We start from the raw sequence: 21,744 nt of genomic DNA, 5'->3' as shown, positions 1-21,744 counted from the left end.
CCCGCCCCTTGCGTTGTGGCTTCCCTACATCGCCTTTTCGATCTGGCCGCGGATTTCGCCGTCCTTGTTGGCGGCGGTGTGGACGTTGACGTAATATTTGCCGGCCTCCAGGTCAGCCGCCTGGGCATCGGTCAAGACAGCCGAACCCTTGATCGGGCTCTTGAGCTTCTTGAACGGGATCACCGGTCCAGCGTTCTCACCCACCGCCGCCGGACCGTGAATGTGCCCAGCCACCGCCGGCCCGCTTAGGCCGGAATATTTGACGTTCCAGCTGAGCTTCTTCTTGGCCGTGTCGAACGTGAAAGTGGCAGTTCCCTTGCCTTTCGTGGTGACGGGCGGATTTTGCTGGGCGCCATCGAGCGTCGCCTTGAACTTTTCCATGTCGGCCAGGGCCGGCGAGGCAAGGAAGATGGCAGCAGAGACGGCAAGTGCCGAAACGATCGGCGAAAAGGAATGCATGCGCATTTTAGAACCTCCGTTGGATGTGACACCCTTGCGGCCCACCGGCCGCATGGATGTATCAGCACAACGGTCGGCTGGCCAAAAGTATCCGCGGGCGCACGCATATGTGATGACCAATGGAACAAAAGAGGCGGTCGCCCGCCTCCCGAGATCCTCCATCAACGCCTCGACGTGACTGCCGGGTCGCATCGTGACCCGGATACGCCAAAGGCAATGGTCAGACGGCCGCCAGCGCCTGCGTCAGATCGGCGATCAGATCGTCCGGGTGCTCGACGCCGATGGACAGCCTGACCGTAGTCTCGAGCACGCCGATGCGCTGGCGCACGTCGAAGGGAATGCCCGAATGGGTCATGGCCGCCGGGTGACTGGCCAGCGATTCCGTTCCGCCCAGGCTCACCGCCAGCTTGAATATCTGCAGATTGTTCAGAAAAGCGAAGGCCGCCTTCTGCCCGCCCCTGATATCGAAAGAGAATGTCGAGCCGGCGCCGCTGCATTGCATCTGGTAGACGCGACCCGCCGGTGTATCCTCGCCCAGGAACGGCAGATAATGCACCTTCTCGACCTTGGCATGATCGCGCAGGAATTCGGCGACGAGGCGCGCATTGTCGTTAGCCCGCTCCATGCGGATCGACAACGTCTCCAGCGAGCGGCCGAGCATCCAGCAGGAATGCGGGTCGAGCTGCGTGCCGATCGCGCCGCGCAGCGCCTTGATCGGCTTGGTGACCACCTTGCTGCCCATGGCGGCGCCCGCGATCAGGTCGGAATGGCCGCCGACATATTTGGTCAGCGAATAGACGGAAACATCGGCGCCGTGCTCGATGGGCCGCTGGAACACCGGGCCAAGCAACGTGTTGTCGCAGACGACGATCGGCGTCGAACCTTGGCTCGCGCCGATCTCGTCGGCGATCCTGCGCATCAGCGCGATATCGACAAGGCTGTTGGTCGGATTTGACGGCGTCTCGATCAGGATGACCGAAACGCGGCCCTTTGCGATGGCAGCGTCCGCAGCCGCGCGCACCGCCGTCTCGTCGACACCATCGACGAAGCCGACAGCACCGACGCCGAAGCCGGAAAGCGTGCGCGTCAAAAGCGTCTCGGTGCCGCCATAAAGCGGCTGCGAATGAAGGATGACGTCACCCGGACGGGCATAGGCGAGCAGCGTCGTCGCGATCGCCGACATACCGGACGAAAACAGGATGCAGGCATCCGTCCCTTCATAGATCGCCAGCCGGTCCTCGACGATCTCGCTGTTGGGGTGGTTGAAGCGCGAATAGACGAGCCCGGACGCAGTGCCGCTCGGCGGCTCCTTGCGGCCGGACGTGTAGTCGAAAAAGTCGCGTCCCTCTTCGGCCGATTTGAACACGAAGGTCGAGGTCAGGAACACCGGCGGCTTGACCGCGCCCTCCGAAAGCTGCGGATCGAAGCCATAGCTCAGCATCAGCGTCTCCGGATGGAGCTTGTGGTTGCCGATATGGGTTTTCGACGGGCGTGGCGCTGGCATGGCTTTTTCCTACTTTTCGAGCGTATTGCGCGGCAATTTATTCGATCTCCAGCACGCAGTCCTTGCTATTTCTGGGCTGCTATGGCTGCGTTTGCGCAACGAATTGCTGAAAGAGCGCAAAAATGCAGCAGAAGATAGCCGACGATTTCGACCGCAAGATCCTGCGTGAATTGCAGGCCGACGCCCGCATCACCAACAACGAGCTTGCCGAGCGCATCGGCCTGTCACCGTCGCCCTGCCTGAGGCGGGTGCGACGGCTGGAGGAGACCGGAATTATCAGGGGCTACACCACGCTGGTCGATCCGGCCGCCTTCGGCTGGAGCATGGTCGCCATCGCCACCATCCGGCTCGGCCGCCAGAACGAGGACGAGATCGTCATGTTCGAGGACGCGATCCGCGGCTGGGAAGAAGTGCTGGAATGCCACCTCGTCACCGGTTCGCGCGACTATGTGCTGAAAGTGGTGACAGGCAGCCTCGAACAATACGAGCGCTTTATCAAGGAAAAGATCGCGCGGCTGAAATGCGTCGCCTCGATCGAAACCAGCTTCGTCATGAACACCATAAAGGAACGGCGTCTCTGACACTTGGCCAGAGGCGCCGTTCTCAAGATCGAGATGTTGCCGGCGAGGCTTACTTGACCGCCTTGTCGGTGATTGCGGTGGTATAAGCGCCTTTCGGCTCCTTGGTGATGATCTTCTGGTCGAGCAGCGCCTTGGCGGTGCGCTCGTAGGTCGCCGGGTCGAGCTTGCCGTCGGCATTGTCGATCAGCTTGGCGACTTCGCTCATCATGCGCTTCTGGTGGTTCTCGTCCTGGCCGCCACCGTCCATGACGATGCCTGCTGCCTCGTCATTGTTGTCGATGGCGTATTTCCAGCCCTTCATCGAGGCACGCACGAAACGCACCATCTTGTCTTCGAAGGCCGGATCCTTGAGCTTGTCTTCCGACGCGTAGAGCCCGTCCTCGAGCAGGTCGTTGCCCATCGCCGAATAGTTGAACACGGTCAGCTGTTCCGGCTTGTAGCCGGCGTCGATCAGCTGCCAGTACTCGTTGTAGGTCATGACCGAGATGCAATCCGCCTGCTTCTGGATCAGCGGCTGCACGTCGAAGCTCTGCTTGAGAACGGTGACGCCATCCGGGCCGCCATCGGTCTTGAGGCCAAGCTTGTTCATCCAGGCGTAGAACGGATATTCGTTGCCGAAGAACCAGACACCGAGTGTGTGGCCCTTGAAGTCGGCTTCGGTCTTGATCGGGCCGTCCTTCGGGCAGACCAGCTCCATGCCGGCCTTCTTGAACGGCTGGGCGATGTTGACAAGCGGCACGCCCTTTTCGCGTGCGGCCAGCGCACCGCCCATCCAGTCGACAATGACATCGGCACCGCCGCCGGCGATCACCTGCTCGGGCGCGATATCGGGGCCGCCCGGCTTGATGTCGACGTCGAGACCCTCGGCCTCGTAGAAACCCTTGGCCTTGGCGACATAGTAGCCGGCAAACTGGGCCTGCGTGACCCATTTCAGCTGCAACGTCACCTTGTCTGCGGCCATCGCCTGGAACGCAGCCAGCGACATCGCGCCGGCCAGAACAGGAATAACAAGTCTTTTCATGTTTTTACCCTCTGAAGTTAGCACCCTTAAACCCACCGCCCCTATCCACCACGGACAGAGGGATGCCAAAACGTGACGGCTCTTTCGACCAGAGCGACCACGCCATAAAAGACCGAACCCGCAAGTGCTGCAACTGCGATTTCGGCCCAGACCATGTCGATGTTCATCCGCCCGACCTCGGTCGAGATGCGGAAGCCCATGCCGACGACGGGCGTGCCGAAGAACTCGGCGACGATGGCGCCGATCAGCGCCAGCGTCGAGTTGATCTTCAGCGCGTTGAAGATGAAAGGGGCGGCGGCCGGCAGCCGAAGCTTCAGCAGCGTCTGCCAGTAGCCCGACGCGTAGGTGCGCATCAGGTCGCGTTCCATATGGCCGGAAGCGGCAAGCCCGGCGACCGTGTTCACCAGCATCGGGAAGAACGTCATGATGATGACGACAGCCGCCTTGGACTGCCAGTCGAAGCCGAACCACATGACCATGATGGGCGCCACGCCGATGATCGGCAGCGCCGAGACCATGTTGCCGATCGGCAAAAGCCCGCGCCGCAGAAACGGCACGCGGTCGGCGAGCACGGCGGTGATGAAGCCGGCGCCGCTGCCGACGATGTAGCCGAAGATCACCGCCTTGAAGATGGTCTGCCGGACATCGGCGCCAAGCACCGGCAGCGAACTGGCGATGCGCTGACCGATAGCGCTCGGTGGCGGCAACAGGATGAAGGGGATGCCGGCGCCGCGCGTCACCGCTTCCCAGAGGATCAGGATCCAGGCGCCGAAGATGGCCGGTATGACCAGACGCAGCGCGCTCCGGGCCCAGCTCGCCATCGGCCGAAGCCCCGACAGCACGGCCACGCAGCGCCAGCCAAGCAGCCAGGCAGCCGTGAGCAGCAGGAAATACGGTGCCCGCGCCAGACCTTCGAAGCCGGCGATGCCACCAATCAGCAGCCAGGCCACCAGATGCGCGCCGATGAAAAGCACGACAGCTTCGACGACGGACGGTATTCTGGCCATCGAGATCAAAGCAGCGAGAAGCAGCGCGCCGAAGATCAGCCAGCTCGTCGCCGCATAGGGATATATCAACGTCCCCGCGGGCTGCACCAGCGGATCGACTTTTGGCGCGGCGATCGCGCCAAGCGCAAGTCCGGCCACGCACAGCACGATGGCCAACACCGCTTGCCAGGAGGGTTTCAGCCAGCTCATGCCGGCCTCCCGCCCATGGCGCGATCGACGATGCGGCCGGCAATGCCGACCACCATGACCAGAAGTGCCGCCACCACCGAGCCGGCGACCAGTGCCGACCAGATGTCGATGGACTGGCTGTAATAGGCGCCGGCCAGCAGCTTGGCGCCAATGCCTGCGACCGCACCGGTCGGCAGTTCGCCGACAATGGCGCCGACGAGGCTTGCCGCCACCGCCACCTTCATCGAGGTGAACAGGAATGGCACCGAGGCCGGCACGCGCAACTTCCAGAAGGTCTGCGCGCCGCTGGCATTGTAGGTATGCATCAGGTCGAGATGCATGATCTCGGGCGAGCGCAGGCCCTTCACCATGCCCACCGTCACCGGGAAGAACGACAGATAGGTCGAGATCATCGCCTTCGGGATCAGGCCGGTGATGCCGATCGCCGCCAGCACGACGATGATCATCGGCGCCACCGCCAGGATGGGAATGGTCTGCGATGCGATGATCCACGGCATCAGGCTGCGGTCGAGCGTCGCCACATGTACGATGCCGACGGCAATGATGATGCCGAGCGCGGTGCCGAAAGCAAAACCGAGCAGCGTCGACGACAGCGTCACCCAGGCGTTGTAGACGAGGCTGCGGTTCGAATTGATCGGCCGCAGGAAGGTGTTTTCGAAGAAGTTCACCGCCACCTGGTGCGGCGCCGGCAGCGTCGGCTTCGGCTGCGACAGCGTCTTGCCGATGAATTCGCTCAAGGCCGGCGTTTCATTGGCGCGACGGTCGAGATCGCGCTGGAACGGCGCGTTGAGGATGACGGCGAAAACGTACCAGAGGACGACCACGCCGGCGAGAATCGAGGTTACGGGAATGAGCTTGTCGCGGAAGGAGTCCATCAGCAGAGCTCCCCCCCTCTCCGCAACGGGAGAGAGCGGCTATACCCATCCTTCGTCATCCTAGGGCGAAGCAAGGAGCGAAGCGACGCGGCGCAGACCCTAGGATCCATGCCGTTACCTTCCCGCTCCGCAACGGTACGGAACATCGCTTGCCGCGCAGACATTCTGAACCGCCTGCATCCTTCGGCCGGCGTCACGGCATGGATCCTAGGGTCTACGCAGGCCGCTTCGCGCCTGCTCCGCCCTAGGATGACGAAGGCGTGGCTGGCCGCTCGCTTGCTCACCGCCTCAATCGTCATAGCTGTGCCCTGCCCGGAGCCCGTCACGAACCCGGGCCGCGATCGCCAGGAACTCCGGCGTCTCGCGGATGTCGAGCGGCCGCTCCTTCGGCAGCGTCGATTCGATGATGTCGCTGACCCGGCCCGGCCGCGGTGACATGACGACGATCCGCGTCGACAGATAGACGGCTTCGGGAATGGAGTGGGTGACGAAGCAGATGGTCTTGTTCGTTCGACCCCACAGTTCCAGCAATTGCTCGTTGAGATGGTCGCGCACGATCTCGTCCAGAGCGCCAAACGGCTCGTCCATCAGCAGAAGGTCGGCGTCGAAGGCCAGCGCGCGGGCGATCGAGGCGCGCTGCTGCATGCCGCCCGACAGCTGCCAGGGATATTTCTTCTCGAAGCCGGACAGGTTGACGAGGTCGAGCGTGCGCTTGATGCGCTCCGCCTGCTCAGCCTTGGACAGGCCCATGATCTCGAGCGGCAGCCCCACATTGCGCTCGATGGTGCGCCATGGAAACAGGGCCGCTGCCTGGAAGACATAGCCATAGGCACGTTTCTCGCGCGCCTGTTCCGGCGTCATGCCGTTGACCGAGATCGTCCCCGAGGTCGGCTTCTCCAGATCGGCGATGACGCGCAGCAAGGTGGTCTTGCCGCAGCCCGAAGGCCCGATGAAGGAGACGAACTCACCCTTGCCGATGGTCAGGTCGACATTGGACAGCGCCTGCACCGGCCCGTCATTGGTCTGGAAGGTCAGTCCGAGTCTGCTTGCCGCAACGACGGCTGGCGAAGTCCCTGTCATCGGCTACGGCCTGCCTGTTCCCGTCCCTGGGGCGCCGGCCGGATTCCGATTGCTTTTATCGCGATGTTGTTTTCCACTCGCCCCGTCCCATTGGTCCTGTCCCACTCGATCGACGCCCGGAGTTTCCCCGATGTCGCCTAAACCGACTTGTCATCTTATCCGCCCTGAAAGCTCTTATGAAGGCAAGCAGGGATTGACCTATTTCGCCGGCATTGCCGCCGAAACGGTCGGCTCCTCCGGCATCTGCATGCACATGCTCACCATGCCGCCCGGCGCCCGTGCCAAGGCGCACATGCACGAAAGCCATGAAACGGCGATCTACGTGCTCTCCGGCGAAGTCCACACCTGGTACGGCGACCGGCTGGAGCATCATATCGTCGTCAAGGCAGGTGATCTCTTCTACATTCCCGCCGGCGTGCCGCATCTGCCGGCCAATCTGAGCGGCGCTCCCGCCTCGGCCGTCATTTCCCGCACCGATCCCAACGAACAGGAAAGCGTCGTCCTGTTGCCGGATCTGGATGCGCTGGTCGCCTGAAGTCGGCATCGATGCAGAGGCCGTCATCGGCAACGGGACACTTCCCCGTAGACAGTGCCGTCCTCGTCGGCAATCATCAGCTTCTTGGCGTTCTTAGGGCTGCGCTTTACGGTGAACTGTATCGGCGACTGACCATCCTCGCCTTCCGCCTCGCACATTGACTTCACCACCAGCGAACCGTCAGCCTGTGTCTTCTTCTCGGTAAAGGTGCAGGCGCTGGTCGCGGTGATGAATTCCGTATCGTTCAGCAGCAGCATGTCCTCCGCATAGACTTGCTGGCCGTTCTTGTTGATGCAGCCGGACTTGTTGCCATAGGGCTTGGACAGATCGATGCCGGCAGCCGACGTATGGCCGGTGGCCAGGACAAGAAGAGCGGCTGAAAAGAGCCCCGCGCGCCTCACCATCAAACCCCGGTCGCCGGAATGCCGGTGCGTTCCACCTTGCGCGGCGCGGTGATGTCCTTCCACGTCGACAGGGCGCGGTTGACCGCCGCATTCGGTTCGCGGCCGACGAATTCGCCATGGCCGGGCTTGGCCTTGACCTCGGCTTCCTGGATCGACAGTTCGCCGCGCGAGAAGACGAAGCGCGGCAGGCCGGTCACCTCGAACCCTTCGAAGACGTTGTAGTCGATCACCGACTGCTGCTTCTTGGCCGTGATCTTCTTCTTGCGCTTCGGATCCCAGACGATGATGTCGGCATCCGCGCCTTCGACGATGGCGCCCTTCTTCGGGTACATGTTGAGGATCTTGGCGATGTTGGTCGAGGTCACCGCGACGAACTCGTTCATCGTCAGCCGGCCGGTGTTGACGCCCGTGGTCCACAGCACCGGCAAACGGTCTTCCAGACCACCGGTGCCGTTGGGGATCTTGGTGAAGTCGCCGACGCCGTTGCGCTTTTGGCTGGTGGTGAAGGCGCAATGGTCGGTCGCCACCACCTGCAGCGACCCCGCCTGTAGGCCCGCCCACAGCGAATCCTGATGCAACTTGTTGCGGAAGGGCGGGCTCATCACGCGGCGCGCCGCATGGTCCCAATCCTTGTTGAAATATTCGCTCTCATCCAGCGTCAGGTGCTGGATCAGCGGTTCGCCGAACACCCGCATGCCCTTCTGGCGCGCCCGGCGGATGGCCTCATGGCTCTGCTCGCAGGAGACATGCACGACATAGAGCGGCACGCCGGCCATGTCGGCGATCATGATGGCGCGGTTGGTCGCCTCGCCTTCCACCTCCGGCGGACGCGAATAGGCGTGTCCCTCCGGCCCATTGTTGCCGGCGGCCAGCAGCTTCTGTGAAAGGGCTGCGACCACGTCGCCATTCTCGGCATGCACCAGCGGCAGCGCGCCGAGGTCGGCGCAGCGCTGGAACGACGCATACATCTCGTCGTCGTCCACCATCAGCGCGCCCTTGTAGGCCATGAAGTGCTTGAACGAGGTGATGCCCTTGTCGACGACAGTGGCCATCTCGTCGAACACCTGCTTGCCCCACCAGGTGATCGCCATGTGGAAGGAGTAGTCGCAGGACGCCTTCGAGGTCTTGTTGTCCCACATCTGCAAGGCTTCGAGTAGCGACTGCTGCGGCGCCGGCAGGCAGAAATCGACCACCATCGTGGTGCCGCCGGCGAGCGCCGCCCGCGTGCCGGATTCGAAATCATCGGCCGAGTAGGTGCCCATGAACGGCATTTCGAGGTGGGTGTGCGGGTCGATGCCGCCCGGCATGATGTAACAGCCGGTGGCATCGAACTCGTGGTCACCATGCAGATCCGGGCCGATGGCGACGATCTTGCCGTGGCTGAACAGCACATCGGCCTTCCAGGTGCGGTCGGCGGTGACGATGGTGCCGTTCTTGATGACTTTGGTCATTTTTGTGTTCCCTTGTTCTCTTCGCGCTTCTTTGCGAGCGGCGTTTGGAATGCAGATTTCTAGGCTCACTCCACGATGACTGCAGTCTCCACCACCGCATGGAACAGCACGTCGGCGCCGGCCGAAGCCCATTCCTTTGTGATCTCTTCCGCTTCGTTGTGGCTGAGCCCGTCGACGCAGGGACACATCACCATCGCGGTCGGCGCGACGCGGTTGATCCAGCAGGCATCATGGCCGGCGCCGGAGACGATGTTGCGGTGCGTATAACCCAGCCGTTCGGCGGCATCGCGGATTGCCTTGACGCAGCCCTTGTCGAAGGTGACCGGATCAAAATGGCCGACCTGCTCGATCTTGTACTGGATGTCCAGCGCCTCGCAGATCGTGTCGATGCCTTCGCGGATGCGGCCGTCCATCGCATCCAGCACTTCCTTCTCGGGCGAGCGGATGTCTATGGTGAAGACGGTGCGGCCGGCGATGATGTTGCGCGAGTTCGGATAGACCTCCATGTGCCCAACCGCGCCGACGGCGTCGGGCTGATAGTCCATGGCGATCTCGTGCACCAGTTCGATCACCCGCGCCATGCCAAGCCCGGCATTGCGGCGCTTCGGCATCGGTGTCGAACCTGTGTGCGCCTCCTTGCCGGTCAGCGTGACCTGCAGCCATTTCAGCCCCTGGCCGTGGGTGACGACGCCGATGTCGATGCCTTCGTCCTCGAGGATCGGCCCCTGCTCGATATGCAGTTCGAAAAAGGCGTGGATCTTGCGGTCGCCGACCTTCTCGGTGCCCTTCCAGCCAATGCGCTCCAGTTCCTCGCCGAACTTCTTGCCGTCCTTGTCGACATGTTCGTAGACATCGGCCTGGTCGAGCACGCCTGCGAACACGCCGGACGCCATCATCGCAGGCGCAAAGCGCGCGCCTTCCTCGTTGGTCCAGTTGGTGACGACGATCGGGTGCTTGGTCTTGATGCCGAGATCGTTGAGCGAGCGCACCACTTCCAGCCCGCCGAGCACGCCGAGCACGCCGTCATACTTGCCGCCGGTCGGCTGCGTGTCGAGATGGCTGCCGACATAGACCGGCGGCAGGCTGGGATCGGTGCCTTCGCGACGGGCGAACATGGTGCCCATTTCGTCGACGCCCATTTCGAGCCCTGCCGCATCGCACCAGCGCTTGAACAGATGCCGGCCCTCGCCGTCCTCGTCGGTCACGGTCTGGCGATTGTTGCCGCCGGCAATGCCGGGGCCGATCTTCGCCATTTCCATTATCGAATCCCACAAACGGTCTGAATTGATTCGCAGATTCTCGCCGGGCGCGGCCATTCAAAGTCCTTCCATTTCATATCCTGGGCGGGCGGCGATTCCCGCCGCCACCCGTCCAGGCAAGCTAGATCTAGTCTACCGAGCGCAGCACATCACGCACATGGTCGATCAGTTCGTTGATCTGGCCCTTGGTGATGATCAGTGGCGGCGACAGCGCGATGATGTCGCCGGTGGTGCGGATCAGCGCGCCGCGCTCGAACGCCTTGACGAAAGCCGAGAAGGCACGCTTGGTCGGCTGGCCGGCGATCGGCGCCAGCTCGATCGCGCCGATCAGGCCGATGTTCCTGATATCGATGACGTTCGGCTCGCCCTTCAGCGAATGCAGCGCGTCTTCCCAATAGGGCGCCAGTTCCTCGCCACGGGTCAGCAAACCCTCTTCCTTGTAGGTGTCGAGCGTGCCCAGCGCGGCCGCGCAGGCGATCGGATTGCCCGAATAGGTGTAGCCGTGGAAGAACTCGATCATGTGCTCGGGGCCGGTCATGAAGGCGTCGTGGATTTCCTTCTTCACGAACACCGCGCCCATCGGGATGACGCCGTTGGAGACGCCCTTGGCAGTTGTCATGATGTCGGGCGTCACGCCGAAATAGTCGGCGGCGAATGGCGTGCCGAGGCGGCCGAAGCCGGTGATGACCTCGTCGAAGATCAACAGGATGCCGTGCTTGGTGCAGATCTCGCGCAGCTTCTGCAGGTAACCCTTGGGCGGCAGGATGACGCCGGTGGAGCCGGCGACCGGCTCCACGATGACGGCGGCGATGGTCGAGGCGTCATGCAGGGCGACGATGCGCTCCAGTTCGTTGGCGAGTTCCGCGCCATGTTCCGGCACACCCTTGGTGAAGGCGTTCTTCTCCGGCAGATGCGTGTGCGGCATGTGGTCGACGCCGCCGAGCAGCGTGCCGAACATCTTGCGGTTGGTGACGATGCCGCCCACCGAGATGCCGCCGAAATTGACGCCGTGATAGCCGCGCTCGCGGCCTATCAGGCGAGTGCGCGCGCCCTCGCCCCTGGCGCGATGATAGGCGATCGCCATCTTCAGCGCGGTCTCGACCGATTCCGAGCCGGAATTGGTGAAGAACACATGGTCCATGCCTTTCGGCGCGAGATCGACCAGGCGGTTGGCCAGTTCGAACACGATCGGATGGCCCATCTGGAAGGCCGGCGCATAGTCGAGCTCGGCGGCCTGATGCTGGATCGCTTCGGTGATCTTGGGTCGGCAGTGGCCGGCGTTGACGCACCACAGGCCAGCGGTACCGTCCAGCACCTTGCGGCCATCGCTCGTAGTGTAATGCATATCCTTGGCGGACACCATCATGCGTGGCGCCTGCTTGAACTGCCGGTTTGCCGTGAACGGCATCCAGAATGCGCTGAGATCGTTCGGCGTGACTTTCAGCCGGTTGGACATGACCAAGACTTCCCCTTGTAACTGTTTCGGTGCGCCTAACGCTTGGTCTTCCCAACTGTTGGTCTTCGCGACGTTTTCATGCTACGCAAATTTTTGACCGATTGGACAAACGTTAGCACCGCCCTGTCGGCGGTCAAGGGATTACTAGCGGAAATGCGGCATCGGAAGCGCGCTCCACAGCCTAAGGAAAAACTGGTCCAGAGAATTGGTCCAGATGACCGTCAACGCGAGGGCTCGCAACGGTGAACACCAGCATGGACGCTCCCCGCCGCACCCGCATCCAGCAGGAAAAGCGTGAACTCATACTCGAGGCGGCGCTTGAGGTGTTCTCGACCCATGGCTTTCGCGGCTCGACCATCGACCAGATCGCCGAAGCCGCCGGCATGTCGAAGCCGAACCTGCTCTACTACTTCCGCCGCAAGGAGGACATCCACGAGGCGCTGATGCAGCGGCTGCTCGATACCTGGCTGGCGCCGCTGCGCGAGCTGGACGACATCGGCGATCCGCTGACCGAATTGCGCAGCTACATCAGGCGCAAGCTGGAAATGGCACGCGATTTTCCACGCGAGAGCCGGCTGTTCGCCAATGAGATCCTGCAAGGGGCGCCGCGCATCATGCCGCTGCTGGCCGGCGAGCTGAAAACGCTGGTCGACGAGAAGGCAGCCGTCATCAAGGGCTGGATGCGCGCCGGCAAGATTGCCAGGACCGACCCGTGGCACCTGATCTTCTCGATCTGGGCGACGACCCAGCACTATGCCGATTTCGACGTCCAGGTCCGCGCCGTGCTTGGGCCGAACCGTGGCGGCGACGGCCGTTTCGAGGACGCCGCCCGCTTCCTGGAGCAATTGTTCCTCGAGGGGCTGAAGCCGAAAAGCTGACCCCTGTCCGGCGGGGCTCACGCGCTGCGCCGCTCGGCCGGCAGTGCGTCCAGCAATGTCTGCAGCTTGGCGACCGAGTTCTGCTCGGCAAGCGGCATGTAGGCGATCAGCTTCATATCGGAGCCGTCGTCGATCGAAAAGCTCATATGCTCGAACGTCATCGCGCCAGCGATCGGGTGCCGCACATGCTTCACCCCCGACAATCGGCGCGCGACGTCGCGCTGCGGCCACCAACTGCGGAACTCCGGGCTTGATCGCGTCATCAACTCGATCAGCCGCTCGAAATCCGGATCGCCGACATATCTGGCGCTTGCGGCCCGGAACGAGGCCAGCACGCTGCGCGCCAGTTGCTCCCAGTCGACCAGCAGGCGCCGGTGGTGCGGACTGGTGAACACCATGTGGACGATGTTGCGGGCGTCCTCCTCCAGCAGACCATAGTCGCCGAACACCGCCACCGCCGCCGGGTTCCAGGCCAGAACATCCCAGCGCCGGCCGATCACATAGGCTGGCTGCAGGACGAGGCTTTGCAGCATGTGCAGCAAGGGGCCATCGACCTTTTCCGGCGCCACGGCACGACGCTCCGGCTGCTGGCGGCCGGCGAGAATGAACAGATGCTGTTTTTCCGCGGCGTCGAGGCGCAATGCCTCGCCGAGGGCCGTCAGCACTTCCGCGGAGGGCCTGACGTCCCGCCCCTGCTCCAGCCATGTGTACCAAGTGGTGCCGACGCCGGCGATCATCGCCACCTCCTCGCGCCGAAGCCCGGGCGTGCGCCGCCGCAATCCGGTGGCGATGCCCGTGGCCGAAGGCGTCAGCCTTTCACGGCGCGAACGCAGGAAAGCGCCGAGCTCACGTCGGCGGCTGTCTTCAGCGGACTGAGTGGGGGGTCGGGATTCCATGGGCACATTATAGCAGTATTGATACCAGGATAAAGTTTGAACTGTTTGGCGCGCGCCAGCTGTCCCATGTTTGGTTCGGAGCGACGAAATGGAGGCTCCGAACATGGAACTGAAAGACAAGACAATCCTCATCACCGGCTCGACCGACGGCGTCGGCCGTGTCGTGGCGCACAGGCTCGGCGCCGCTGGCGCCCGCGTCCTGGTGCACGGCCGCGACGCGGCGCGCGGCAAGGCGACCGTGGCCGAAATCGAAGCCGCCGGCGGCAAGGCCGAGCTTCTGGTCGCCGACCTCTCCTCGCTGGCCGAGGTCCGCCGTCTCGCCGAGACCGTGCGCGCCAGGACAGACCGGCTCGACATCCTCATCAACAATGCCGGCATCGGCACGGCAGGCCAAGGCGCCAAAAGGCAGGTCAGCGCCGACGGCTACGAACTGCGCTTCGCGGTCAACTATCTCGCCGGTTTCCTGCTGACCGCGGAGCTCCTGCCATTGCTCAAGGCCAGCGCTCCGGCGCGCATCGTCAATGTCGCCTCGGCCGGCCAGCAGGCGATCGATTTCAGCGACGTCATGCTGACCCGTTCCTATGACGGCGTGCGCGCCTACTGCCAGAGCAAGCTGGCGCAGATCCTGTTCACCGTCGGCCTGGCGCAGGACCTGAAAGGCAGCGGCGTCACCGTCAACGCGCTGCATCCGGCCAGCTACATGAACACCACCATGGTCCGCCAGGCCGGCGTGACGCCATGGAGTTCGGTCGAGACCGGCGCCGACGCCATCCTCAATCTGGCCACCTCCCCGGCACTGGAAGGGCGCAGCGGCCTCTATTTCGACGGCTTGCGCGAATCCCGCGCCGACGCCCAGACCTACGACGCCAAGGCAAGACAGCAATTGCGAGCCTTGAGCCTCGACCTCGTCGGCCCGACTTCCCCACCATCCAAGGAACAGCATTCATGACCGAGACAATCCAACACGCCGTCATCATCGGCGGCTCATCCGGCATCGGCCTCGCGACCGCGCGCAAACTGCTTGGGCTGGGCATGAAGGTGACGATCACCGGGCGCAACCAGGACAAGCTCAACAGCGCGTGGAAGAGCATTGGCGGCGCCGCCGAGAAGGCTGCTTTCGATGCCTCGAAGCCGGACGAGGTCGGCAGCTTCTTCGAACGCCTAGGCCCTTTCGATCACCTGGTGCTGGCGGCCAGCGGCGGCAAGGGCCTTGGCCCCTTCCATACGCTTGACCTGACCGACATCGGCAGCGGCGTCGACGAGAAAGTAAGGCCACAATTGTCCTGCCTGCAGGCCGCCTTACCGACCCTGAACAAGGGCGGGTCGGTCACCTTCATCTCGGCGGTCTCGGCTCAGCTCGCCATGCCGGGTGTCGCCGGCATTGCCGCCATCAACGGCATGCTTTTGACCGTGGTGCCGATCCTGGCGGTGGAGTTGAAGCCGCTGCGCGTCAATGTCGTGGCGCCCGGCGTCATCGACACGCCCTGGTGGGACTTTCTGGCCGAAGAGCAAAGGCGGGCAATCTTTGCCGACTATGCCGGCAAGACCCCGGTCGGCCGTATCGGCCGCGCCGAGGACGTCGCCGACGCCATCGCCTTTCTCGTCTCGAACGGCTTCATGACTGGCCAGGTGCTGACCTGCGACGGCGGCCTGCGGTTTGCGGCCTGATGGACGTCATTGTGGCGGCCGTGAGGCCGCCCCAGACCTGTCAAAGTGGGAAAGCAGGCGCGGCGAACAAAGATCATGGCGAGCCATCAGGCACCGCCAGGATCTGCTACCTCATTTGGCTTTCCTTGGAGCCATCTTCTTGGGCCTGTCGCCGGCCGGTCTCGCCGCTCCTGAAGCAGGTTGTTCCGGGACATGGGAATAGTCGGAGGTATCGGCCCCATACATCTTGTTATCGATCGCTTCCCGCCAACTCGAATCCGCGTCGCCGGACAGTGAGGCGCCAGCGGCCCCATGGCGGGATTGAGGATTAAGCCAGCTCGGCGTGATCTCGCGAACCAAACGTGCAAAGCGTCCCATTGAACGTTCCTTTCCTGACCGAAATACCTTTTCCAAGATGCCCGATCGCGTTGCGTCCCTCGGCTCTCCCTAAAGTTGACCTCTCAGCCAGGCGAGCGTTTCGGCAACACCGGCAAGGCCGTACCGCGCGGTGGTATGCGTTGGTGGTCTGACCCGTATTGATATGCCGCCGGCATCATTTACGGCTTCGAAGCCGTTTTCGTCCGACGTGTCATCGCCCAGGAAGACCGGGCGGCGGCCTGTGAAGGGCGCGATGTCCATGAAACGCCGGATCGCGGCGCCCTTGGCGGCCTCGAGCGGCAAAAGTTCCACACCGGCATTGCCCGGAACCACCCGGTAGCCCTTGGGCAGGCTGGCCAACGCTTGCTCGACAAGCTGCGTCGCGCGCGGAAGCAGATGCGGGGCGGCGCGCGTGTGGATGGCCAGCACCCGCCCTTTGCGTTCGATATAGACCTGCCCGCGACCGAGCTCTGCCTCTATCTCTTCGGCAAGTGCGGCAATATCCGCCGGCTCTCCCGCGACCTCCACGTCGTCGTCCGGCAGGAGCCGGTGTTCCAGACCATAAAGCCCGGCTGCGCGCAGCTTCAGAGGCTGAAACAGATGGTCTACAGCCGCAACGGAGCGGCCGGTGATGAAGGCCAATGCTCCGTTCAACTTGTGATCCAGGCCTTGCAGCAAAGAGCGAAGCTCGTCACTGACCGAGACAGCATCTGGGTGTTCCGCATGTTCCAGCAGGGTGCCGTCGATGTCGAGGAACAGCGCCCATTCGCCGGTCAGCAAGGTCTGCGGCTTTTGCAAGGTGTCGCTCATGACATTGCCACCCTTTTGCGTTCGAACATGGAAACGACATTGTCGATACCTGGCGGCCGGTCGGCAGTGCCCGTTGCCCGATCGACGTCACCACGCTTGCGCAAGCGCGCCGCATCCAGAAGCATGCTGCCGGCCCAGCGATAGACATTGTTGTTGCGGACCATCTCGCGCATCGGGCGCATGCGTTGGCGCTGCTCGTCGGGCGTCATGGTCAGCGCCTGCAACAGCGCCTCGCCCATCATTGCCGGATCGTAGGGATTGACGATCAGGGCTTCCAGCAGTTCGCGCGAGGCTCCGGCAAACGTGCTGAGCAACAGCACGCCCTGTTCGTCGTCGCGCGCCGCGACGAATTCCTTTGCGACAAGGTTCATGCCGTCATGCAGACTGGTGACCATGCATATGTCGGCGGCCCGGTAGATCTCGTAGACCTGTTCCTGCGAGTGATGCTCGGCCACCATGACCACCGGCCTGTAGCCCTCGCTGCCATAGCGCTGGTTGAGCTCTTCGGCGTAGCGGTGGCATTCGTCGTGGAGTTGCTTGTAGGCAGGCAGCGTACCGCGGCTGGGTGCCGCGATCTGCAGCAGAACCAGCTTCCCAACCCATTCGGGATGTTTGATGAACAATTCTTCCAGCGCCTGGAAGCGGTCGAGAATACCCTTGGTGTAGTCGAGGCGTTCGACGCCGACGCACAGCTTGACGTCCGCCTTCAGTCCGAACCGCTCGCGCAGGCTGGCGCGGGACGCATCCACATCAGGCAGTTTTGCCAGAAGTTCCGCCGGCCACTCTATGGAGATGGGGTAGGCGTGCACCAGCGTTGTTTGTCCGCCATAGGAGATGGCCGCATCGGCCCGCTCGATGCGGCTTTCCAGGAAGCGGTCGACGCTCTCGGTGAAATTGTTGGCGTGGAACTGGGTGTGGAAGCCGATGATCGAGCTGCCGAGCAACCCCTCGAGAATGCGCTCACGCCACGGGCAGATACTGTACACCTCCGAGTTCGGCCACGGGATGTGCCAGAAGGTGATGACGATCGCCTCGGGCAGGCGCTCGCGGATCATCCGTGGCAACAGCGCGAAATGGTAGTCCTGGACCAGCACGATCGGCCGCTCGTTGCGCGCTTCGGCAACCACCGTATCGGCGAACTTCCGGTTGACGGCTTCATAGGCCTCCCAGTCCGAGGCGCGAAAGATCGGCCGGGTAAAGGCGATATGACAAAGTGGCCACAGGCCCTCATTGGCGAAGCCGAGATAATAGCCCTGATGCTCTTCCTCCGTCAGCCAGACCCGGCGCAGCGTGTAGGAAGGATTGCCGGGTGGCACCTGCACGCGGTCGTCCTTGTCGACCGTAAGACGGTCCGCCGTTCCGCCGCCATAGGCGATCCAGGTGCCGGCACAGGCGCGGGTGATCGGCTCGAGCGCCGAAACCAGGCCGCTGGCAGGCACCAGCAATTCAATGCCATCATCCTTGCTGTTGTGGATGTAGGGCTCGCGGTTGGACACCACGATGACCTGGGCATCCGGCAGATCGTCGGCCAGGATCTTGCGCAGGGTTTCGGGCGACCATGTCACCAGGGCGGCATCGACCGATTGGCCGTTCTTTTCGAACTCGCGTATCACCTTGCGCGCCGCTTCCGCCGCGACGTCTTCGCCGGCGGGATGTATAACCGCCGGAGGATGACTGCGGCGTTGCCGCGATATGGAGAAGAAAACAGCAAAAGCGGAAAAGCCGAGGCTCGCAAGAATCAGAACCCAAAGCAGGTCCGCGCCATAGTCTGTCATTGAATGCCAACTCGTTTCCGGCCGTTCGGCGGCCGATTTGTTCGTGTTTCTGGTCTGAAGTTGTCCGTCGGCGACTTGGCCGCCGTTCGGACCCGCATTTTGCAACGCACAAGGACGGGATCGGTTCCGGCCAATTTGGCCCGGATCATGTCCTGACCCGGATCATGTCCGGACGATGAGCGGCACCAGCCCTTCATGCCGGTCGGCGAGAAAAGCGACCACCCGATCGCCGACACGCTGGAACGTCAGGTCGACCTTTGTGTCGCCAACGCCCAGATGCCGCAGAGTGAGCGTATCGATGCCGATCGGCAGCCTGGGGCGGGTAACGCGGATTTCCCCGTCCCAGCCGTCGATCTCCAGGCCAAGGCAGGCTTGCATCAGCATGAAGGCGGAACCCGCCGACCACGCTTGCGGCAGGCAGGCAACGGGATAGGCGATCGGTGCTTCGCCCGGGGCGCGCGTAAAACCGCAGAATAGTTCGGGCAGCCGCATGTTGAAATGGACCGCCGACTCGAACGTGCCGCTCATCAGGCGAACCACGCTTTCACGCTCGCCATAGCGCGCCAGGCCGGCACCGCAGAGCGCGGTGTCGTGCGGCCAGATCGAGCCATTGTGGTACGACATCGGGTTGAAAAACACGGCGTCGTCGGCAAGCGTCCTCAAGCCCCAGCCGGAATGGAAGGAGGCGGAAAGAAGCTGCTCGGCGACCATCTGCGCCCGCGCCGGCTCGGGAAGCCCGACAAACAGAAGATGTCCCGCATTCGAGGTCCGTACCTTGCAAGGCTCCCCGGATCCGTCGATCGCCACGGCATAGAAGCCGAGATCATCCAGCCAAAAATCGCGTTCCACCGCGGCCCGCATGGCCTCGGCGCGGCCGTCCCAGTGATCGGCTTTCTCGTCCTCGCCACGGCGACGGGCAAGTTTCGCCAGCCCCCGGAAGGCGGCAAAGACATAGCCTTGCACCTCGACCAGGGCGATCGGCCCCTTGGGGATGCGGCCATCGGCATGAAAGATGGAATCGAAGCTGTCCTTCCACCCCTGGTTGGCGAGGCCGGACTCCGCCGCCCGCAGATAGGTCACGAACCCGGTCTCGCGGCCAGCCTCCTCCGTCCATTCGGCCGCGGCGCACAGCGACGGCCAAAGGCGGTCGATGAACGCCATGTCACCGGTTCGATCGGCATAGGCGCAGGCGAGATGGATGTAGAGCGGCGTCGTATCGACGCCACCATAGTAGCGGCCGAAGGGAAGCTCCCGCAGCGCCGCCATTTCGCCCTTGCGGGTCTCGTGCATGATCTTGCCCGGTTGCGAATCGCTGAACGGCGACGTCTCGGTCGCCTGATGCTGCGCAAGGAAGGCCAGTACGCCCCGTGCAAGGCCCGGATTGAGCCAGAGCATCTGCAGCGCCGAGATGACGCCGTCGCGTCCGAACGCCGTCGAAAACCAGGGGATTCCGGCATAGGGGTAGGGTCCGGTCGAAAGCTCGGTGGTCAGCAGCGCGACATCGGCGCGGGCGCGCTCGACCCAGTCGTTGAAGACGCGGCCGGAGCTGTGCACTGTCGCGCCATGGCGACGCTTGGCCCGCATGCCAAAGCGCGCCCGGGCGGCGGCGGCACGGAACCGGTCGCGATCAGGCGCGTCCGCCGCCTCGGCACCGACTTCGACATAGAGCACCTTGCTGGTGCGCTTGGTCACCGCGAGCAGGAAATCGGCGCGGTCGGCCGTCAGTTGATCCGGTGCCTGCGAAAACGATATCGCCGATGCGCGCGCCAGCCCGTCCAACCCGTCGTAACGCAGCAGGACCGATGCCACACCAGTCTCGGCCGCATGAGCCATGCCGCGCCTGAGCCGCGTCGAGCCGCGCACTTCGAACATATCGCGGAAATCGGCGGCAAAGTGCAGGGAAACCCCGATCGTCGAATTTTCCCGGCTGTAGTTGGAAAGGGTGATGCGTTCGAACAGCCTGTCCTGCCAGAGCAGCCGGACGCGTTCGACATGGATCGCGCCCTGCGGAATGTCGTGGCCGCCGGCACTTAGCATCGGCAGGTTGGTCAGGTTGGTTGTGAACAGCACATTGTCCTGGCTGAGCGACGCGCCCAGCAACGATGTCTGCCTGCCGCCGACAGTCAGCCGGAATTCGGAGAGCACCCGCGTGTCGTCGCGAAAGAAACCGTCGCCGGCGCCACGTATGTCGCCATAGGCATCGGCGACGACAAAGCAGTCGCCCTGCTTGAGCGCGAACAGCCGGTGTGGCTCACGAGGAGCGGTCGCGTCGAGCGATGCAAGCGCTACGGCGGGATCGAGTTGGCGCTCGTCGAGTTGGGCCATTCGTCACAGATCCCTGTCGTTTCGTTCCCGTCGGCAGAACGCGGCGCTGTTCACGACGCCTTCGCTTGCGTCGGGACGCCGACCAGGCGCGCATAGGCAGCCAGATAGTCGCCGGCCATTCTTCTGGCGGAAAACCGCTTTTCGAAAACGGCTCTCACTTTCCGCCTGTCGAGCCGCAGCAGGTCCGGCACAGCGGCGACGGCGCCATCCACCGAATCCGCGATAAAACCGGTCACGCCGTGATCGATGATCTCGGGCAGCGCGCCGCAATTCCAGGCGATCACCGGCGTGCCGCAGGCCATTGCCTCGATGGCGACAAGACCGAACGGCTCCGGCCAGTCGATGGGGAACAGCAAGCCGGCCGCTTTGCCGAGAAACTCCGCCTTCTGATCCTCCTCGATCTCGCCGACATAGTCGATGCGATCACCATCGATCAAAGGTTCGACCACCTCGTGAAAATAGGCGCGATCGTCATCACCGATCTTTGCCGCAAGCTTCAGCCTCAGCCCGGAACGCAAGGCGATCTCGATGGCGCGATCGGGGCGCTTGTCGCGTGAAAACCGGCCGAGGAAGGCAAGATAGGGTTCTTCCGCCGTCGTCTCGAAAGTCGGTTCGTAGATATCGGTCGGCAATCCGTGGTGGATCGTCGCCAGCCAGTTGGCCTTGGCAAGGCCTGCCCTTTGGCTGCGCGAAATGGAAATCATCGGAAAACGCGGGAACCGTTCATAGGCCGGCGTCAGGTCGACGTAATCCAGCCTGCCATGCGGCGTCGTCACCGTACGCTGCGCCATGTCCTCGAAGAAGGAAAAGTGCAGGAAGTGGCTGAGGTGGAAATGGATGACGTCAAACTCGCGCGCGCGTTGCCTCACCTCGGCAAGCATCGAAAGATGCGCCGCCGTCTCGGATTTCAACGGGCGCGGATCGAGGCGCAACGCGCATTCCCGGCCCGCTACCAGCGTTCCTGAGGTGTGGCTGTCGCCGCTGGCAAACAGCGTCACCTCATGCCCCAGATCGACCAGCGCTTCGGTCAGGTACGAGACGATGCGCTCTGTGCCGCCATAGAGTCTGGGCGGCACCGATTCATAAAGCGGCGCGACATGGGCGATCTTCATATTTCATCCTGGATGCTCGGCATACAGGTGCGAAATGCGTCAACGGCTCGATTGGTTCCGATTTAATGATCGATCCCGGCGGCGCTGCAGCACGCGGTCGCC

The 21,744-nt window shown here is 63.2% G+C and carries 20 protein-coding genes; 5 read left to right on the top strand and 15 right to left on the bottom strand.

Annotation, left to right across the window (positions count from 1 at the left end; translation table 11 throughout):
- Positions 1–24: 24 nt before the first annotated feature.
- Together BLS48_RS18390 and BLS48_RS18385 are read right to left on the bottom strand one after the other, a co-directional pair.
- Positions 25–465, bottom strand: a complete 441-nt coding sequence (locus BLS48_RS18390) for a CHRD domain-containing protein (RefSeq protein ID WP_091580224.1) — start codon at positions 463–465, stop codon at positions 25–27.
- 214 nt (positions 466–679) lie between these two features.
- On the bottom strand, positions 680–1,963 hold the full coding sequence (locus tag BLS48_RS18385) for a cystathionine gamma-synthase family protein (RefSeq protein WP_091580222.1): 1,284 nt from the start codon (positions 1,961–1,963) through the stop codon (positions 680–682).
- 122 nt (positions 1,964–2,085) lie between these two features.
- On the opposite strand from BLS48_RS18385, the gene BLS48_RS18380 reads away from it, so the two are divergent.
- A complete protein-coding gene (locus BLS48_RS18380) occupies positions 2,086–2,544 on the top strand; it encodes an Lrp/AsnC family transcriptional regulator (protein WP_091580219.1) in 459 nt (152 codons plus the stop codon).
- Between the two features lie 49 nt (positions 2,545–2,593).
- Here the strand turns inward: BLS48_RS18380 and BLS48_RS18375 are convergent, their stop codons facing one another.
- The 4 genes from BLS48_RS18375 to BLS48_RS18355 all read right to left on the bottom strand — a co-directional run bounded on the left by BLS48_RS18375 (position 2,594) and on the right by BLS48_RS18355 (position 6,716).
- Positions 2,594–3,565 (bottom strand): ABC transporter substrate-binding protein, encoded by a 972-nt coding sequence (locus BLS48_RS18375; protein WP_091580218.1) that lies wholly within the window; start codon positions 3,563–3,565, stop codon positions 2,594–2,596.
- Positions 3,566–3,606: 41 nt separating this feature from the next.
- Positions 3,607–4,761 (bottom strand): ABC transporter permease, encoded by a 1,155-nt coding sequence (locus tag BLS48_RS18370; protein ID WP_091580215.1) that lies wholly within the window; start codon positions 4,759–4,761, stop codon positions 3,607–3,609.
- A complete protein-coding gene (locus BLS48_RS18365) occupies positions 4,758–5,636 on the bottom strand; it encodes an ABC transporter permease (RefSeq protein ID WP_091580213.1) in 879 nt (292 codons plus the stop codon). The genes BLS48_RS18370 and BLS48_RS18365 overlap by 4 nt, the downstream gene beginning before the upstream one ends.
- Positions 5,637–5,924: 288 nt before the next feature.
- Complete coding sequence (locus BLS48_RS18355; RefSeq protein WP_091580210.1) at positions 5,925–6,716, bottom strand: ABC transporter ATP-binding protein; 792 nt, start codon at positions 6,714–6,716, stop codon at positions 5,925–5,927.
- A 130-nt stretch (positions 6,717–6,846) separates the two neighbouring features.
- Between BLS48_RS18355 and BLS48_RS18350 the strand changes: the two genes are divergently transcribed.
- Positions 6,847–7,251, top strand: a complete 405-nt coding sequence (locus BLS48_RS18350) for a cupin domain-containing protein (protein WP_091580207.1) — start codon at positions 6,847–6,849, stop codon at positions 7,249–7,251.
- Between the two features lie 23 nt (positions 7,252–7,274).
- Here the strand turns inward: BLS48_RS18350 and BLS48_RS18345 are convergent, their stop codons facing one another.
- The 4 genes from BLS48_RS18345 to aptA form a co-directional block, all read right to left on the bottom strand.
- Positions 7,275–7,655 carry a hypothetical protein gene (locus BLS48_RS18345; protein ID WP_091580205.1) on the bottom strand — a complete coding sequence of 127 codons (381 nt, stop codon included), beginning with the start codon at positions 7,653–7,655 and terminating at the stop codon, positions 7,275–7,277.
- Positions 7,655–9,106: a dihydropyrimidinase gene (gene hydA / locus BLS48_RS18340; RefSeq protein WP_091580202.1), complete on the bottom strand. Its 1,452-nt coding sequence runs from the start codon at positions 9,104–9,106 to the stop codon at positions 7,655–7,657. The genes BLS48_RS18345 and hydA overlap by 1 nt, the downstream gene beginning before the upstream one ends.
- Before the next feature lie 65 nt (positions 9,107–9,171).
- Entirely contained in the window at positions 9,172–10,422 is a 1,251-nt protein-coding gene (locus BLS48_RS18335; protein WP_091580199.1) for a Zn-dependent hydrolase, read from the bottom strand.
- A 70-nt stretch (positions 10,423–10,492) separates the two neighbouring features.
- Entirely contained in the window at positions 10,493–11,821 is a 1,329-nt protein-coding gene (gene aptA, locus BLS48_RS18330) for an omega-aminotransferase AptA (RefSeq protein ID WP_091580197.1), read from the bottom strand.
- Positions 11,822–12,075: 254 nt separating this feature from the next.
- On the opposite strand from aptA, the gene BLS48_RS18325 reads away from it, so the two are divergent.
- A complete protein-coding gene (locus BLS48_RS18325; protein WP_091580580.1) occupies positions 12,076–12,699 on the top strand; it encodes a TetR family transcriptional regulator C-terminal domain-containing protein in 624 nt (207 codons plus the stop codon).
- 17 nt (positions 12,700–12,716) lie between these two features.
- On the opposite strand, the gene BLS48_RS18320 is transcribed toward BLS48_RS18325, so the two are convergent.
- Positions 12,717–13,595 (bottom strand): helix-turn-helix transcriptional regulator, encoded by an 879-nt coding sequence (locus BLS48_RS18320; protein WP_091580194.1) that lies wholly within the window; start codon positions 13,593–13,595, stop codon positions 12,717–12,719.
- 103 nt (positions 13,596–13,698) lie between these two features.
- Between BLS48_RS18320 and BLS48_RS18315 the strand changes: the two genes are divergently transcribed.
- Together BLS48_RS18315 and BLS48_RS18310 are read left to right on the top strand one after the other, a co-directional pair.
- Positions 13,699–14,544 (top strand): SDR family NAD(P)-dependent oxidoreductase, encoded by an 846-nt coding sequence (locus BLS48_RS18315; protein WP_091580191.1) that lies wholly within the window; start codon positions 13,699–13,701, stop codon positions 14,542–14,544.
- On the top strand, positions 14,541–15,263 hold the full coding sequence (locus BLS48_RS18310) for an SDR family oxidoreductase (RefSeq protein ID WP_091580189.1): 723 nt from the start codon (positions 14,541–14,543) through the stop codon (positions 15,261–15,263). Before BLS48_RS18315 ends, BLS48_RS18310 begins: the two co-directional genes overlap by 4 nt.
- A gap of 426 nt (positions 15,264–15,689) precedes the next feature.
- Here BLS48_RS18310 and otsB read toward each other — a convergent pair whose 3' ends face one another.
- The 4 genes from otsB to BLS48_RS18285 form a co-directional block, all read right to left on the bottom strand.
- Positions 15,690–16,430 (bottom strand): trehalose-phosphatase, encoded by a 741-nt coding sequence (gene otsB, locus BLS48_RS18300; RefSeq protein WP_091580183.1) that lies wholly within the window; start codon positions 16,428–16,430, stop codon positions 15,690–15,692.
- On the bottom strand, positions 16,427–18,205 hold the full coding sequence (locus tag BLS48_RS18295) for an alpha,alpha-trehalose-phosphate synthase (UDP-forming) (RefSeq protein ID WP_091580578.1): 1,779 nt from the start codon (positions 18,203–18,205) through the stop codon (positions 16,427–16,429). The genes otsB and BLS48_RS18295 overlap by 4 nt, the downstream gene beginning before the upstream one ends.
- A gap of 162 nt (positions 18,206–18,367) precedes the next feature.
- Positions 18,368–20,530 (bottom strand): amylo-alpha-1,6-glucosidase, encoded by a 2,163-nt coding sequence (locus tag BLS48_RS18290; RefSeq protein ID WP_091580181.1) that lies wholly within the window; start codon positions 20,528–20,530, stop codon positions 18,368–18,370.
- 50 nt (positions 20,531–20,580) lie between these two features.
- Positions 20,581–21,642 carry a glycosyltransferase family 4 protein gene (locus BLS48_RS18285; RefSeq protein WP_091580178.1) on the bottom strand — a complete coding sequence of 354 codons (1,062 nt, stop codon included), beginning with the start codon at positions 21,640–21,642 and terminating at the stop codon, positions 20,581–20,583.
- Between the last annotated feature and the right edge of the window lie 102 nt (positions 21,643–21,744).

The sequence above is a fragment of the Mesorhizobium qingshengii genome, assembly GCF_900103325.1.
Classification (GTDB): domain Bacteria; phylum Pseudomonadota; class Alphaproteobacteria; order Rhizobiales; family Rhizobiaceae; genus Mesorhizobium; species Mesorhizobium qingshengii.
This window is presented reverse-complemented; position numbering and strand designations above follow the sequence as displayed.

Excerpts from the sequence above, each read along its gene's own strand:
- BLS48_RS18365 (WP_091580213.1), bottom strand. The coding sequence starts at position 5,636 with ATGGACTCCTTCCGCGACAAGCTCATTCCCGTAACCTCGATTCTCGCC.
- BLS48_RS18325 (WP_091580580.1), top strand. The coding sequence starts at position 12,076 with ATGGACGCTCCCCGCCGCACCCGCATCCAGCAGGAAAAGCGTGAACTC.
- BLS48_RS18380 (WP_091580219.1), top strand. The coding sequence starts at position 2,086 with ATGCAGCAGAAGATAGCCGACGATTTCGACCGCAAGATCCTGCGTGAA.
- BLS48_RS18355 (WP_091580210.1), bottom strand. The coding sequence starts at position 6,716 with ATGACAGGGACTTCGCCAGCCGTCGTTGCGGCAAGCAGACTCGGACTG.
- aptA (WP_091580197.1), bottom strand. The coding sequence starts at position 11,821 with ATGTCCAACCGGCTGAAAGTCACGCCGAACGATCTCAGCGCATTCTGG.
- BLS48_RS18335 (WP_091580199.1), bottom strand. The coding sequence starts at position 10,422 with ATGGCCGCGCCCGGCGAGAATCTGCGAATCAATTCAGACCGTTTGTGG.
- BLS48_RS18370 (WP_091580215.1), bottom strand. The coding sequence starts at position 4,761 with ATGAGCTGGCTGAAACCCTCCTGGCAAGCGGTGTTGGCCATCGTGCTG.
- BLS48_RS18390 (WP_091580224.1), bottom strand. The coding sequence starts at position 465 with ATGCGCATGCATTCCTTTTCGCCGATCGTTTCGGCACTTGCCGTCTCT.
- hydA (WP_091580202.1), bottom strand. The coding sequence starts at position 9,106 with ATGACCAAAGTCATCAAGAACGGCACCATCGTCACCGCCGACCGCACC.
- BLS48_RS18285 (WP_091580178.1), bottom strand. The coding sequence starts at position 21,642 with ATGAAGATCGCCCATGTCGCGCCGCTTTATGAATCGGTGCCGCCCAGA.
- BLS48_RS18290 (WP_091580181.1), bottom strand. The coding sequence starts at position 20,530 with ATGGCCCAACTCGACGAGCGCCAACTCGATCCCGCCGTAGCGCTTGCA.
- BLS48_RS18350 (WP_091580207.1), top strand. The coding sequence starts at position 6,847 with ATGTCGCCTAAACCGACTTGTCATCTTATCCGCCCTGAAAGCTCTTAT.
- BLS48_RS18375 (WP_091580218.1), bottom strand. The coding sequence starts at position 3,565 with ATGAAAAGACTTGTTATTCCTGTTCTGGCCGGCGCGATGTCGCTGGCT.
- BLS48_RS18385 (WP_091580222.1), bottom strand. The coding sequence starts at position 1,963 with ATGCCAGCGCCACGCCCGTCGAAAACCCATATCGGCAACCACAAGCTC.
- BLS48_RS18320 (WP_091580194.1), bottom strand. The coding sequence starts at position 13,595 with ATGGAATCCCGACCCCCCACTCAGTCCGCTGAAGACAGCCGCCGACGT.
- BLS48_RS18315 (WP_091580191.1), top strand. The coding sequence starts at position 13,699 with ATGGAACTGAAAGACAAGACAATCCTCATCACCGGCTCGACCGACGGC.
- BLS48_RS18310 (WP_091580189.1), top strand. The coding sequence starts at position 14,541 with ATGACCGAGACAATCCAACACGCCGTCATCATCGGCGGCTCATCCGGC.
- BLS48_RS18295 (WP_091580578.1), bottom strand. The coding sequence starts at position 18,205 with ATGACAGACTATGGCGCGGACCTGCTTTGGGTTCTGATTCTTGCGAGC.
- BLS48_RS18345 (WP_091580205.1), bottom strand. The coding sequence starts at position 7,655 with ATGGTGAGGCGCGCGGGGCTCTTTTCAGCCGCTCTTCTTGTCCTGGCC.
- otsB (WP_091580183.1), bottom strand. The coding sequence starts at position 16,430 with ATGAGCGACACCTTGCAAAAGCCGCAGACCTTGCTGACCGGCGAATGG.